This is a genomic window from Psychrobacter sp. Sarcosine-3u-12, assembly GCF_002836005.1.
GTDB lineage: Bacteria > Pseudomonadota > Gammaproteobacteria > Pseudomonadales > Moraxellaceae > Psychrobacter > Psychrobacter okhotskensis.
The window spans coordinates 1-13,893 of the sequence record NZ_PJBY01000105.1 but is presented as its reverse complement, the minus strand read 5'-3'; the positions used below and the strand labels follow the sequence as shown (position 1 = coordinate 13,893).

Genomic DNA, 13,893 nt, shown 5'->3' with positions numbered 1-13,893 from the left:
AATAAGACATCCTCTCTAACCTATAGTGAGTGAATTTCAAATTACGTATCCTGTAGCTGGTGAATATCAGCCATAAATTTGCATACACTTAAAGGAAGCCAAATTTTGCCCTACTTCAAACCGTTTAAAGTGATTATCGTTGGCTTCGATGGCGTGCTCGGTAGTGTGCTTGCTGGGGCGCTAGATTTATTTTCGTTTACTGGCGTCAGCTGGCAGCGATTCTTGGATGAGGCAGTAGAACCAAGGTTTGACGTGCAGATTGCAAGCTTAGGTGGCGCGGATATCAGATGCAGCAACCGTTTGATTATGCGAGCGCATTGCGATATTCAGGAAGTCACAGAGTGCGACTTACTATTAATTCCAACGATTGGCGATTCAATCGATAAAGTATTGAGTCAAAATAGCGCTCTAATTTCGCATTTACAGCGGCTGGCAAACACCAAAGCGGATATCGCTAGTAATTGTAGCGGCGCTTTCTTTTTGGCAAAAGCAGGCTTGCTCGATGGCAAAGTAGCCACCACCCATTGGGGTTATGCCAGTAAGTTTAAGACCGATTTTCCATTGGTTGATTTGCAGGAAAACCAGTTTGTCACTCAATCAAAGAATCAATCTGGCAATATATTCTGTGCGGCAGGCGGTAGCGCCTTTTATGACTTGGGGTTGTTGTTAATCGAGCGGTATTGCGGACGTGAGATTTCTACCCAAGTGGCAAAAACTCAAATTATTGATAGTAAACGCGGCAATCAAAACAGCTATACCAATGTAACCTTGCATAAACCACATGCTGACCAGTTGGTTAAGCAGGTACAAGAATTTATCGAGGAAAACTTCAAACAACCTATGCAGGTGAGCAATTTGGCTGCTATGGTGAATATCACCCCGCGCACCTTAAACAGGCGTTTTCAATCATGCGTTACTATGCGCCCAATTGAGTATATTCAAGCAGTACGAATTGAGCAGGCCAAGCGCTTACTGGAATTGGGCGATGTGACGATAAAATCGCTAACTGAGCAAGTCGGCTATGATGATATCTCGTCATTTACGCGGCTGTTTAAACGCGCTACTGAGCTAACCCCGAAAGAATATCAGGATAAATTTTCACGACTGGCGATTTAACTTGATAGTAGACTTTTTAGAAGTAATACGTGGCTGCAATAAATTTATCACAGCAACAATTTTTATATAATTCATTCGATATAAAAACGATACAGCGAGATGAAACGTTGTTTTTTGCAGCCTCTGTCGGCGTAGGCACAGCACGCAAGAAAAACAACGTTTCATTGAGCGACCTGATAACTACGTATCTGATTTATTTGGATTTGACTATAGGCTTAAACTTTTTTGCCACAAGCCTTCGACATGAATGGCATCGGCTTTAATCGTTGGGTAATCATTAAATACCAATTGATAGCCACCAACTGTATTTGGACTAATCTGACACCTCGCGCCAAGTGTAAAGCTGTGCTTTTGCCCAATATGACCAAAGCGCATGCCGCTATAAATCGGCAATCCTGTCAGCTGATGCAATTGACGAATGACGGTGGCGACATCATAACGCTTATCATAACTGTCCTCACCGCTACCCGATAACGCACCGAATACAATCGCTTGCTGACCTTTAAACACCCCTGCCAAATACAAATCATAGAGCATGCGCTCGATGCGGTAAGCTTGCTCGCCGACATCTTCTAAAAATACGATACCGCCAGCAATACGTGGCAAATACTCACTACCTGCCAGCGCCGATACCACGCTTAGATTGCCACCCCACATAGTGCCGGTTAGATTTTTTGGCTCAGAATTTGTCAGAATACTGGGTAAATTTACACTGGTTAACGACGCATCTGCTATATTGATAGTCAGATTGGGATTGGTTAATGCTTCTACAAATTGGCGACAGCTGACTTGGTCGGGTTTGGTTTTGCCAAACTCGCTATAGAGCATCGGCGCGGCAAGTGAGCTCATACCGCCTTTTGCCAGTAGCGCACACTGAATCGCGGTCACATCGCTAAAGCCCGCCAGTATCGTGCCGCGCTCCTTCATAATACGACCTAAAGTTGACCAATCAACCATCGGCAATAAACGCATCGCACCATAGCCGCCGCGTACACCAAGTAGCAGTTTAGGCGCTTTAATCGCACCCGTAGCAATGTTTTGCAAATCACTAGCGCGCTGCGAATCCGTACCCGCAAAGCGTAAATACTGCCGTTTGGTAATCGCAGGATTATCCACCTTAAAGCCCGCACAAGCCATGCGATCTAACGCCAACTCATTACGCTCGTCACTACCGCCGACATTGGAGCTGGCAAAAAGCCGCGTCTCAATATTTGGCGTGATACAACTCGTTTGCACCTGCAATGTTTCGGGCGCTGCTTGTTGTGCTTGTCCTGATGGCAGGCTCTCATCCATCAACGCCGTTGGCAGATCATCTTTGGTAAATTGCGTGCTGCTATCTTGCCCAGTAGTATTAGCAGCCAGTGCTTGAGTAATGCTTTGGGTCGCTAACAGCCCTGCCCCTGCGCTGATTCCGACTTGACGTAAAAACTGGCGACGATTCAGCTCAGAAAATTTCTTAGTCATTATTCTACCTTTTTTGCCATGCAGCTAGGGTCTGTTGGACAGACGTCTTTAGCACACGTTAAATATTTGTTTTATAAGATCTCATAAACTGGATTATAACGCAGGTTTGGACAATATCGCGTCTTAGGATGGTTTAGCTCAGCTCAATCTATCGCTGCTATAGTCAACAAAACGATACAGAATCACTCACAGTCTTATTTGGCTGAAGTCGCTACTCTTGTTATAGTAAAGGGCGTTCAATAGTCTTTAACAAAAAATAAGGAATATGAGTATGGCTGACAAAGAGAAAGATAATAAAAGCCTGATAGACAGTATTAAGGTCATTTTAGGTAAAGAAGATAAGCTCAATGACCAGCTCGAAAACGGTCGCGGCCTTGAGCGTTATGCTAAGGATTTGCTACTGCTGATGAGTTTAGTCAAAGATTATTATCAAGGCAACTATCGCAATATTCCCTACAAAACTATTTCTGCGGCAGTGGTCGGTCTGCTCTATGTCCTGAACCCTATTGACATCATTCCAGATTTTATTCCCTTTATCGGTCAAATCGATGATGCATTGGTACTGAAATTTTGTCTCAAGCTCATGGAAAAAGACTTGCGCAAGTACAAAACTTGGAAAGATGAGCAGACAGCTTCTAAAGATGAAAAGTCTAATAAAGACGCTGCCTCAAAGCCGACTGATAAAAAGCTAGAAGATAAAAGTAAAAGCTCAAAGAAAACAGATAAATAATCTAGTAAACAATCACTTATAAAAAACACGATCAATGAGGCACTCACTGACCGTGTTTTTTACAAGCTTAAAATAGAAACCTTTTAAGCTATTTATACATTTACCTTTTCAACTCTTTATCAATCTGGCACATCATAACGGGCTTTTTCTGGATTAAGACCGAATGAATAAACAAAGGTCGCAACGAGGCTGTTTATAATGATAAACGGCAAATCGATAGCGGTATGCCCAAGCAAGTAGCGACCGATGAGCCATGAGATAATGAGCATAACAATAAAGAACCCGCCCAAATACGCCAAGATGGCTGGATGCTTAAGATTATAAGGCTGCTCAGGTTCAGGTTTTTTGTTTAATACATAGCTTCTTATCGCCCAACCAGCCGCATAAGAAAACCCACCCAACACCACATAACTAAAAAAATTCATATTACCTGACTCTAATGACTTGACTACTTATGAGAAAAGACTGCTTATAAGAAAAGACTGATTATGAGAAAAGATTGTCTATAATCGATGAGATGTACTTAGGGTCTGTTGAACATTCAAATATTAGGACTGCTGATTGCTAAAATCGTCCCAAACCTTTTATCAAATCAGGCGTAAACCGACGATAATGTCGAGACCTTAGCTAGGTTTACAACAACGTTTGGGGTGATTTTAGCATCAGCCTTCCAGGGCAGGGCTATTTTTTGCCAACACATGGCGAAATTATCTAACCTAGAATGACTAGGCGTCAAAAATTTCACTGCGTATTGTCTAAAAAATAGCCACTGCCAGTGCCACATTTGAATGTTCAACAGACCCTAATGCTAATCAGACCATTTTCTTAGCTGCCTGTACCGACATTATCAATGATAATATTGGCATGGGGATTGGCTAAAATATCAGTATTAACGTCATCACACTCTACGCGATAGATAGTATTGGCACCGCGATAGATATACGACAAATACTCACTGTCCAGTAGCGGATCGATATTGGCATAGACAGGCTTCACATGAGCCAGTACCAGCACCCTATCGGGACGGCCGATGACTGCATCGACATTGTCAGGGTCGATAGAGAAAAACGTGGGTATCTCGCTATTTTCGAGTACTTCTAACGGTTCAGCGTCATCCCAAACACGCTTGGCGCTTGCTGGCTCCTTCATTTGCATCACCCAAGCGCCGTCCTGTTGACTGACTTTTATTTGCGCAGGCTCGTCATGACTGACCGTATAGCAGCCTTCAAAGACAGACAGATCTGCTGCGGCTTCAACCACGTCGGTATCGGCTTGGGTATTACTATCATTACAAGCGCTCAACAGTAACGCGCTGCTTGCCGTGATACTGACCATCAACAGCGTCAATCTTTTATAAAAAACGTTTGAGCGTAAGGACATAATAGGGTTATCCTGCATTCATGCATTAAAACTTTTAGGAAGCAAGCCGTTGATAAACAGTATCGTTAATTTTAATTGTTAATGGCGAAAAAGTAGCCATGACCATCGTTATTTAAATGGCAGTTTACGCTATTTTTTATGCATTCATCTTTAAAACGACGCAGCCACTTTGAGAATTGCTACTAGTGCTATTTTGGGTTAAATACGTTGATGCTCGTGCTGCCAAATGCTGGTCAGCTTGGCGCAATCCTGCTTATTTTAACAGAAAACTGCAGGGTTACTATTATGATATGTGGTTTTGCGATTTTGTGCGTTACGATTGCCCATATCAGCGATAGATTTGTTATACTCAAGCGCAGTTAAGTGGTGCGCCGCTATTGTTTTTATGGTGCTCCCAAAATCTCTTAACGCCACCCTACGTTTCTCATTTATTAGGTCACAAAGTTTTTATGTCAGACAATCGTACCTCTACGCCACATAGTTATAAAGACCACGCGATTGATCCGTTGGCCGCCAAAGCAAACACCACAGTGGCCTACACCGATGGCGCCTGCAAAGGCAACCCGGGCGCTGGTGGTTGGGGCGCGCATTTGATATTCAGTGATGGGCGTACGCAGGATTTATATGGTGGCGATAAAGAAACGACCAATAATCGCATGGAGCTGATGGGCGCGATACAAGCATTGACTCATAGTCCACATGAGCAAAACCTCGAGATTTGGACAGACTCCAGCTATGTCAAAAAAGGCATTACCGAATGGATTGAAGGTTGGAAAAAACGAGGCTGGAAAACAGCCAGTAAAAAACCCGTTGCCAATCAAGACCTTTGGCAACAATTAGATGCACTATGCCAACAGCGCGATGTTGACTGGCACTGGGTGAAGGGTCACGCCGGACATGCGGGCAATGAAAAAGCCGATGAGCTGGCAAACTTAGGCGTGACGTCCAGTAGTGAAGCATCATCGAGCATAGAGTCGCAAGAAATGGCTAAAAAAAAAGAGCAAATAATGCCTGATAAAGCACAAAGTGGCTCTAATCAAAGCGCCTCTAATCAAAGTGGCTCTAATAATGATGACTGGCTAAAATATGATCCGTTGGGTCTTGATATCGATGATGAGCTTGACGAAGAAGCGCTCGATGATGAACCATTCGACAACCCTTTATTAGACGAACAAAGCCATGACAATGCTAGCAAACCAATGAGTACCCCCAACATGCCAGAAGCCCAGACGATGACGACTGACACTATAATAAATAATGATAATCCAGATATGGCAACTGATGAGCCAAAATTTGATGGTGACACCAGTCGTGCCAATCCATATTTTAAGCCATTGCTACCCAAGCCGATACACCGTCACGAGTCCGATCGCCAGCTCATTATGGATACCGAGACCACCGGACTTGATCCACAAAAAGGCGACCGTATCATTGAAGTTGGTATTGTTGAGATGATCGGGCGCAAATTCACCGGTGAAAAGCTACACGTCTATATCAACCCGCAGCGCGGGATGGATGAGGAAGTGATTCGCATTCATGGTATCTCTGAAGCGTTTTTAACCGACAAGCCAACCTTTGATCAAGTCGCTCAGTCACTCTATGACTTTATGGACGGTGCCGAAATCATCGCTCACAACGCCACCTTTGATATGAACTTCTTAAACATGGAGTTCGCTAAAGTTGGCATGCATGACTTTGCACAGCGGGTAAAAGTCACTGACTCGCTAGTCATGGCCAAACAGCAATATCCAGGACAAAAAAACACCCTAGATGCCCTCGTGCGCCGCTTAGATGTCGGTAAACAAGACCGTACTTTCCACGGGGCATTATTGGATTCCGAGATTTTAGCTGAAGTCTATCTAGCAATGACGGGCGGTCAGGTCACCCTCGCCATCGAAGAAGACTCACAAGCAGACGGCGGACAAACAGCCCACGCCAGCTTTGCTAATTTGGCGTCCTTATTATTAGTGTCACCCACCGATGAGATGGCCAGCCAGCAGTGGTATAGCGAGTTGGCCGAACAATATCCTGAATTAAAAGCAAACATGTAGCACGTGATTAAAATAACCTCTTATATTAAAATAACCTCTTATACTGACATTTGGATACGGTAGTCTTGATTGTTATAAGCGTTAGCCTTTACGCATAAACGCCTGTTAACTCATCCTTTAAATGATCGCTATTTTCATCAGTACGTTATGGAAAAACACCTATGAACCAGTCTGCCCAAATGAAATTAACTGCTCCCACGCTTAGCGTTACTGACTTTAATTTGCCATCGCTACATTTGTTGCATGATGAAATTATCGTCACCCTTAAAGACACTGAGATTCATCTAAGCGAATTTAACGATGATAACAGTCAAGCGCCTTTATTATTAGACTCTATTACCGTGCTAAAGCAGCTGTCTTGTATTTTTGAGCTGATTTCTTTGGTTGGTGCAGAAGTGTTAAATACCGCCATCGTCAATGGTCTGCAGCGCCTTTATGACAGTGGTGATAATAATGATACTGCCTTGATTATGGATTTATCACAAGCCATCATGACCCTCGATCGTTATGTGGAATTTGTACTGTTGACAGAGTCAGTAGAGCCGACTTTATTATTACCAATCATTAATAAGCTTAATGCTCATGGGCAGCTAGCGCCAATCGAATCGGATTATTTTGCGACATTTGGTAGTAGCAGTGTCATTATTGCCAATCCTGAACAGAACTTTCAGCCCCTGCACGAGCTTAACCTCGACAGTGAGCTGCTGACCTATGCGTATCGTAGTGGTCTTGGTATTGCACTGCTCAACCAAGATGGCGTAGTAACTCAAGACGCTCAGAAAAAATTAGATGCCATGAGTGCTGCTTGTGCTTTGATAGCTGCTCAGAGCAAGAGTCTATTCTGGCAAGCTGCCGCCGCCGCTGTCACTGATATCGCGACCATTTTGCCGCTTAACCTCAGCCAAAAGCATACGCTTATTTATTTAGAGCAGCAGTTCCAGAGCTATCTACCTATCATGGACACGCGTTTTGCTGATCTAGTCAGCTTTGCCTGTCAGCGTGATAATGAAGCGGCGCAACTGCTGCGTGAACAATATGCGGTTAACCAATTAGAAGACCCACAGCGCGAACAAATGAAGCGCTTCTTATTCGGTCCTAACCGCGCGCTGACAGACACTTTAAACGCTATTATTCAGACTCAAATCAATACGATTAAAGAAGATGTGGATAGCTACGCGCGTGGTGATTCGCTCAATCCTGCTGATATGCAGACGGCACAAATTATCGAACAGCTGACGGTACTGGGCTCAGCATTACGCTTGTTGGGACTGTCAAATGCCGCGAGCAGCCTGAGTACAGCAGCCGACGCGGTAAGCAAGTGGCGTGCGCCCTCGCCTGAAGATTTCGATCATTTACTCTTGGCATTGATGCATGCTGAAAATGCCACTATTTCCATGGCTGAGATGCATACCCCTGGGGCTATCTATCTGCCGCTGAACAACCCCCATATCTCATTGCATCAGCTCAATACTGCCTATGATACGTTAATACAAGAAAGTCGTACGGCTATCGCCAGTGCTGAGCAAGCGATTAATGATTATTTATCTGAGCCTGAGCGCGATATGCTCAATATTCAGAATATACCTGAAATGCTACGCCAAGTGGCAGGCGCGGTACGCTTTTTGCAACTGCCGACCCCAGCTAGCATGCTGAGCCAATTGGCCAATTATATACAGCAGCGCATCGAAAGCGGACACCGTATCGATGATAGTACGCTGGCTTATATCGCTGATGTGATTATGGCTGTCGATCATCATTTAGATGGTTTTGAGCACAATCGTCCCGTGAGTAAACAGGCGCTTGATGTTGGTCAACAAAGCTTAAGCCAATTACTTGCCGCTTAAGAATGATAGCGGCGACGGCGCTGTGATAACGATTGATTTTGAATGTTACTTTTGAATGTTACTTTTGAATGTTACTTTTGAAATAGTTACTTTTGAAATAGTTACTTCAAAACAGCCACTTAAAGCAAGTTCGCTCTTCATTTGCTACGTACTTACTTTAGACTGTTTGGAAACCTGCTTATGACTCGCGCTTTTGTATTTAGTGATGATACCCTCCTCTGCCGTCAGACGATTGACGGTTGGTGGCCATTACAAATCCAACTACCACCATCGTCAAATGCAAACGACAATGGCAACCTACCAGTGCCCGCCTATCAAATAGGCAACGTCGCCCTACTCGAAAGCCTAGCGCCACATCACTGGCAGTCTGATGCTGACAGTAGTATCAGTGATGGTACAAAGGGTTTGCTTGCGCCTGAAACTGCCGAGAATAATGTCGCTTTTACTGCGCAAGCGGCCAGTGCCATCACTTATGATTATGCGATGGCGCATGATATCGCATTGCCCATCATTGCAGAGGGCAGCGGGAACGCTTTTGTACCGTATCGACAGCTTATTACCCAGCTACCTGCCGCCTTATCGGCTCAGATTAGCCAAGCAATACAACTGTTACGCTGGCAAACCGATACGCAGTTTTGTAGTCGCTGCGCATCCCCAGTCGTTCATGCCACAGCAGATGAGCGCGCCATGGTCTGTCCAGTATGCCGATTACGCCAATATCCCCGTGTCCAGCCTTGCGTTATCACCGCTATCACTCGCCCCAATCCACAGACGGGAGAGATGCAAATTTTACTCGCTCATCACCATCGCCATGGAGAACAAAAACGTCCTCTCATGTACGGCTTGATTGCAGGTTTTGTAGAAGTGGGTGAAAGTCTAGAGCATGCGGTCGTTCGTGAAGTGGCAGAAGAGGTCAACATCAGCCTATCAGATATTCGCTATGTCAGCAGTCAGCCATGGCCATTTCCTTCCAATTTAATGCTTGGTTTTCGCGCATCTTATGCGGCTGGCGATATTGTAATACAAGAAGATGAGCTGTCGCACGCCGATTTTTTTGACCTCTCTAATCTGCCCAAAATACCGTTTAAGGGCAGCATTGCCTACGAGCTGATTGCCCAAGTTGCCCATGAGCAAGGCATCGTACTATAGTAGATTGACTATAGAATTAGACTAAAAGACAATCATTTCAATATTTATATCTATTTTAATAACGACAGTCTTGATGACTGATGTTAAGGTTTTTAATTAAATGCAAAGCAGTCGTAATATTCGCCTAATCAATCTGCCAATCCTGTTCGATACCTTGCGTATCGAGACATTGCCTGCTGATATGCAGGCAAAAATTGCCCGTATTGATGCCTGTCTGCCGCAGACGCAGTGCGGTCTGTGCAAACATCCGGACGGTTGCTTGCCTTATGCTACCGCGATTGTAGTGGATAACGAGCCATACAATAAATGCGTGCCGGGCGGTCAACCAGTTACTGATGCTATTGCGCAAATCGTCAATCCCGCCAGCGCTACAACAACCCTTAGAGCCGCGCCATCTCAGTGGCCGATAGACGCCACATCGACGCGACCGACCGAGGTACGTGCCGTTATCCGTGAAGATGACTGTATCGGCTGCACCAAATGCATACCCGCCTGTCCTGTTGACGCCATCGTCGGTACTGGCAAACACATGCATACTATTTTTACGGACTTGTGCACGGGCTGCGAGCTTTGTATCGCCCCTTGCCCAGTCGATTGCATTGACCTAGTCACAATTGAGCGCGAGCTGTCTATCTCTGAGCGCGAGGCAGAACAAGAGGATTTAAGGCTGCGCTATCATACGCACCTTAGGCGCGTCACTGAGCAGCTTGCTGACAGCAGCAATAGCAAGCCTGTTGTCAGTATGGTAGAGGCAAAACTGAATAATGCCGCCAGTCAGTCTATAGATATCAGTGAAGCTCAAGCAAAAAACACCATTGCCGCTGCCAAGCTGCGCAGTAAAATTAAAAAATTAGAAAAGCAGTTAAATGTGCGTCCAAATGAGCGCAAAAAAATAGAACTTGAAGGATTAAAAACTGAACTTGCACAACTTTAATAGCGAGTACTCACTTCTGAATAACCAACGAATAAAATCATAGTAAAAATACCATGAGTAAAACTGTCAAACACAAAACTGCCGATACCCCGCCGTCTCGGCGTATGCCCAATCGTGACGTCCGTCCGTTCTTTGAAAAGTTGGCAGCAACGATTGATGAGCCGGTCACGGAATTACATTATAGAAGTAATTTTGAGCTACTGATTGCCGTCATCTTATCGGCACAAGCGACGGATGTCAGTGTCAATATTGCCACCAAGCAATTATATCCTGTGGCGAATACCCCTGAAGCCATCTTGGCATTGGGTGAAGAGGGTTTAAAATCCTATATAAAAAATATTGGCTTATATAATGCCAAAGCCAAAAACGTCATTAAAACCTGCCAAGATTTGATTGAGAAATTTAATAGTACCGTTCCTGATAATCGTAAGGACTTAGAATCACTCGCTGGCGTTGGACGTAAAACTGCCAATGTGGTCTTAAATACCGCTTTTGGGCAGCCGACCATGGCAGTCGATACGCATATCTTTCGCGTCGGCAATCGTACTGGCCTCGCCACTGGTAAAAACGTGTTAATCGTTGAAAACAAGCTGGTCGAACGTATCCCAGATGACTTTATCGTAGATGCGCATCATTATCTGATTTTGCATGGCCGCTATACCTGTCAGGCTCGCACACCCAAATGCGGTGCTTGCCCTGTTTATGAGGAATGTATGTTTAAGGACAAAGCCAAGTTTTTAGAACTATAGCTTTCAGGATTATATTTTTTGGAATTGTAGTTTTTAAGATTATAGTTTTTGGAATTATAACCATTCTTTATTTAGAATTAAGGAATCCTAATGCATACGCTGACTGCCCTACTCTTTGATGATTTTGAAACATTGGATCTGTTTGGACCTATCGAGATGTTTGGCTGCTTGCCTGAGCACTATCGTCTGCAATTTGCCTCACTGAGTGGTGGTATCATTCGCAGTAAGCATGGCGTTGCGATGCAAACGGTCGCTGTCACAGAATTGGCGTATCAGACTGATATTGTATTGATGGTTGGCGGGATGGGTACTCGCCAGCAAGTCTATCACAAGCCGTTTTTGCAGGCGCTTAGGGCATTGGTTGAGCACGCTGATTGGGCGCTTAGCGTTTGTACAGGCAGTGCATTATTGGCTAAAGCTGGTGTTCTGGATGGCAAGCGTGCAACGTCTAATAAGCTCTCATGGCAATGGGTAATATCGCAGTCTGATAAAGTTGATTGGGTAGAGCAAGCGCGCTGGGTCGTCGATGGCAAGTTTTATACTTCTTCAGGGGTTAGTGCTGGCATGGATATGGCGCTTGGCTTTATCACTGATAGACATGATATAGAGACGGCTCGTCAGATCGCTCACTATACTGAATATCGCTGGCAAGAAAATAGCGATATTGATGACTTTTACCGTGGCTAATCCATGCCTAGTTACTTCTTAGTATTATCCATCGCTAGAGTTTTCACTCAATTCACGGTAAAATGTCATAATTTTTTGATTCACTTTTGCCTTATTTTTCCGTTAACATTTAATCATGACTGAGTTTATAGATTACAGTCCTTGCCATTAAGCGATCCAACTATGCGCGAATACAACTTATTTACCTCAGAATCTGTGAGCGAAGGCCATCCTGATAAAATGGCTGACCAAATATCAGACGCTATCCTTGATGCCATCTTACGTGAAGATCTCCATGCCCGCGTTGCCTGCGAAACTTTGGTTAAAACCGGTGCCGTGATATTGGCAGGTGAAGTGACCACGACGGCAAATATCGACGTCGAGCGTATCGTACGTGATACCGTCAATGGTATCGGTTATCACCATTCAGACTTGGGTTTTGATGGCGAGACCTGTGCGGTCATCAACATGCTCGGTAAGCAATCTCCAGAAATTGCCCAAGGTGTCGATCGTAGCGATCCTGAAGAGCAAGGTGCAGGCGATCAAGGCTTGATGTTTGGCTATGCCAGCAACGAGACTGAAGTATTGATGCCAGCCCCTATTGAATATGCCCATCGCTTAATGGAGCGTCAGTCTGAGTTACGCCGCGCAGGTGAGCTACCATGGTTACGTCCCGATGCCAAGGCGCAAGTGACCTTAAAATATGATGGCACTCGTCCTATTGCTATCGATGCTGTCGTCCTATCGACCCAGCATGACCCTAGTATCTCGCAGGCAGATCTGCAAGAAGCGGTGATGGAATCTATCATTAAGCAAGTATTACCAGCTGATCTACTGCATGCTGGCACTCGCTATCATATCAATCCCACGGGCAAATTTGTCATTGGTGGGCCAGTTGGTGATGCTGGATTAACAGGTCGTAAAATCATCGTTGATACTTATGGCGGCATGGCACGTCATGGCGGCGGCGCTTTTAGTGGCAAAGACCCTTCAAAAGTAGATCGCAGCGCCGCTTATGCCGTGCGTTATGTGGCCAAAAACATCGTCGCTGCGGGACTGGCTGACCGCTGTGAAGTACAAGTGAGCTATGCCATTGGGGTCGCTGAACCGACGTCTATCTCGGTCAACACCTTTGGTACTAGCAACATCAGCCATGACGAGATCATTCGCCTGATTCGTACCCATTTTGATCTGCGCCCTTATGGCATTACCCGTATGCTGAACTTATTGCAGCCTATGTATCAGCAGACTGCGACGTTTGGCCATTTTGGTCGTCCCGGCTCTGAAACTGCCTTTACGTGGGAAAAAACAGACAAAGCTGAAATCTTAAAAGCAGACGCAGGGTTGTAAAATATTACCTGATGCCCCTTAGTCTCTTACATACAGACCGTCTCTATAAATTGAAAATTACCGATACTTATTAGGAATTGCTTATGTCTCAAGACAATATTCAAGACAGCAACACTCAAGACAACAATGTTGATGCTAATGTTGAAATCACCCCTGAAATGCAGGCATTTTATCAACGTGCGGATGCCATCATCGGTGTAGCAAACAGTCAATTGGGACCTGATGCTCATTCAGGTCAAGTCGGCGCGTCTTTATTGTACGCCGCCGCGCGTTATAGCGCCTCAGTGGCCTCTATCGGTTTTGTTAAAGGCGATGACTTTGCCAAAGAAAAAGACGATATCGTCGAGTTCTATGTCAAACAATATCGCCAGATGCTAAGTGATAACTTAACCGATTATGCGCAAAACTTTGATAAATACGTTCAGCTTAATCAAGACGATAAAGTCGGTAAATAAAGCTT

The 13,893-nt window shown here is 44.8% G+C and carries 13 protein-coding genes; 10 read left to right on the top strand and 3 right to left on the bottom strand.

From position 1 onward, the window contains the following. The first annotated feature begins 105 nt into the window (after positions 1-105). A complete protein-coding gene (locus tag CXF65_RS10640) occupies positions 106-1,116 on the top strand; it encodes a GlxA family transcriptional regulator (protein WP_025650845.1) in 1,011 nt (336 codons plus the stop codon). 207 nt (positions 1,117-1,323) lie between these two features. On the opposite strand, the gene CXF65_RS10635 is transcribed toward CXF65_RS10640, so the two are convergent. After that, a complete protein-coding gene (locus tag CXF65_RS10635; RefSeq protein WP_025650844.1) occupies positions 1,324-2,580 on the bottom strand; it encodes an LD-carboxypeptidase in 1,257 nt (418 codons plus the stop codon). Positions 2,581-2,851: 271 nt separating this feature from the next. Here CXF65_RS10635 and CXF65_RS10630 point away from each other — a divergent pair, with 271 nt between their 5' ends. Then, complete coding sequence (locus CXF65_RS10630; RefSeq protein ID WP_101212028.1) at positions 2,852-3,310, top strand: YkvA family protein; 459 nt, start codon at positions 2,852-2,854, stop codon at positions 3,308-3,310. Between the two features lie 119 nt (positions 3,311-3,429). Here CXF65_RS10630 and CXF65_RS10625 read toward each other — a convergent pair whose 3' ends face one another. Both CXF65_RS10625 and CXF65_RS10620 read right to left on the bottom strand, forming a co-directional pair. Then, complete coding sequence (locus tag CXF65_RS10625; protein ID WP_025650842.1) at positions 3,430-3,735, bottom strand: hypothetical protein; 306 nt, start codon at positions 3,733-3,735, stop codon at positions 3,430-3,432. Positions 3,736-4,135: 400 nt separating this feature from the next. Continuing rightward, a complete protein-coding gene (locus tag CXF65_RS10620; protein WP_217271560.1) occupies positions 4,136-4,690 on the bottom strand; it encodes a hypothetical protein in 555 nt (184 codons plus the stop codon). A gap of 449 nt (positions 4,691-5,139) precedes the next feature. Here CXF65_RS10620 and dnaQ point away from each other — a divergent pair, with 449 nt between their 5' ends. The 8 genes from dnaQ to CXF65_RS10580 all read left to right on the top strand — a co-directional run bounded on the left by dnaQ (position 5,140) and on the right by CXF65_RS10580 (position 13,888). Then, entirely contained in the window at positions 5,140-6,741 is a 1,602-nt protein-coding gene (gene dnaQ / locus CXF65_RS10615) for a DNA polymerase III subunit epsilon (RefSeq protein ID WP_025650840.1), read from the top strand. 161 nt (positions 6,742-6,902) lie between these two features. Continuing rightward, positions 6,903-8,585, top strand: coding sequence for a hypothetical protein (locus tag CXF65_RS10610; protein WP_025650839.1), 1,683 nt, complete (start codon positions 6,903-6,905; stop codon positions 8,583-8,585). A gap of 180 nt (positions 8,586-8,765) precedes the next feature. Then, positions 8,766-9,734, top strand: a complete 969-nt coding sequence (gene nudC, locus CXF65_RS10605) for an NAD(+) diphosphatase (protein ID WP_198552000.1) — start codon at positions 8,766-8,768, stop codon at positions 9,732-9,734. Between the two features lie 100 nt (positions 9,735-9,834). Continuing rightward, positions 9,835-10,668, top strand: a complete 834-nt coding sequence (locus CXF65_RS10600; protein ID WP_101212027.1) for an RnfABCDGE type electron transport complex subunit B — start codon at positions 9,835-9,837, stop codon at positions 10,666-10,668. Between the two features lie 53 nt (positions 10,669-10,721). Next, positions 10,722-11,417, top strand: a complete 696-nt coding sequence (gene nth, locus CXF65_RS10595) for an endonuclease III (RefSeq protein WP_025650836.1) — start codon at positions 10,722-10,724, stop codon at positions 11,415-11,417. Between the two features lie 90 nt (positions 11,418-11,507). Beyond that, on the top strand, positions 11,508-12,104 hold the full coding sequence (locus CXF65_RS10590; RefSeq protein ID WP_101212026.1) for a DJ-1/PfpI family protein: 597 nt from the start codon (positions 11,508-11,510) through the stop codon (positions 12,102-12,104). Positions 12,105-12,266: 162 nt separating this feature from the next. After that, the gene (gene metK, locus CXF65_RS10585; RefSeq protein WP_025650834.1) at positions 12,267-13,433 is read left to right on the top strand and encodes a methionine adenosyltransferase; all 1,167 of its coding nucleotides are present in this window, start codon (positions 12,267-12,269) and stop codon (positions 13,431-13,433) included. 158 nt (positions 13,434-13,591) lie between these two features. Next, positions 13,592-13,888, top strand: coding sequence for a DUF3144 domain-containing protein (locus CXF65_RS10580; protein ID WP_051395061.1), 297 nt, complete (start codon positions 13,592-13,594; stop codon positions 13,886-13,888). Positions 13,889-13,893 lie beyond the last annotated feature (5 nt).

What these genes read in the sequence shown, in the direction of transcription:
- CXF65_RS10635 (WP_025650844.1), bottom strand. Translation starts at nt 2,580, where the DNA reads ATGACTAAGAAATTTTCTGAGCTGAATCGTCGCCAGTTTTTACGTCAA.
- CXF65_RS10630 (WP_101212028.1), top strand. Translation starts at nt 2,852, where the DNA reads ATGGCTGACAAAGAGAAAGATAATAAAAGCCTGATAGACAGTATTAAG.
- CXF65_RS10625 (WP_025650842.1), bottom strand. Translation starts at nt 3,735, where the DNA reads ATGAATTTTTTTAGTTATGTGGTGTTGGGTGGGTTTTCTTATGCGGCT.
- CXF65_RS10620 (WP_217271560.1), bottom strand. Translation starts at nt 4,690, where the DNA reads ATGTCCTTACGCTCAAACGTTTTTTATAAAAGATTGACGCTGTTGATG.
- dnaQ (WP_025650840.1), top strand. Translation starts at nt 5,140, where the DNA reads ATGTCAGACAATCGTACCTCTACGCCACATAGTTATAAAGACCACGCG.
- CXF65_RS10610 (WP_025650839.1), top strand. Translation starts at nt 6,903, where the DNA reads ATGAACCAGTCTGCCCAAATGAAATTAACTGCTCCCACGCTTAGCGTT.
- nudC (WP_198552000.1), top strand. Translation starts at nt 8,766, where the DNA reads ATGACTCGCGCTTTTGTATTTAGTGATGATACCCTCCTCTGCCGTCAG.
- CXF65_RS10600 (WP_101212027.1), top strand. Translation starts at nt 9,835, where the DNA reads ATGCAAAGCAGTCGTAATATTCGCCTAATCAATCTGCCAATCCTGTTC.
- nth (WP_025650836.1), top strand. Translation starts at nt 10,722, where the DNA reads ATGAGTAAAACTGTCAAACACAAAACTGCCGATACCCCGCCGTCTCGG.
- CXF65_RS10590 (WP_101212026.1), top strand. Translation starts at nt 11,508, where the DNA reads ATGCATACGCTGACTGCCCTACTCTTTGATGATTTTGAAACATTGGAT.
- metK (WP_025650834.1), top strand. Translation starts at nt 12,267, where the DNA reads ATGCGCGAATACAACTTATTTACCTCAGAATCTGTGAGCGAAGGCCAT.
- CXF65_RS10580 (WP_051395061.1), top strand. Translation starts at nt 13,592, where the DNA reads ATGCAGGCATTTTATCAACGTGCGGATGCCATCATCGGTGTAGCAAAC.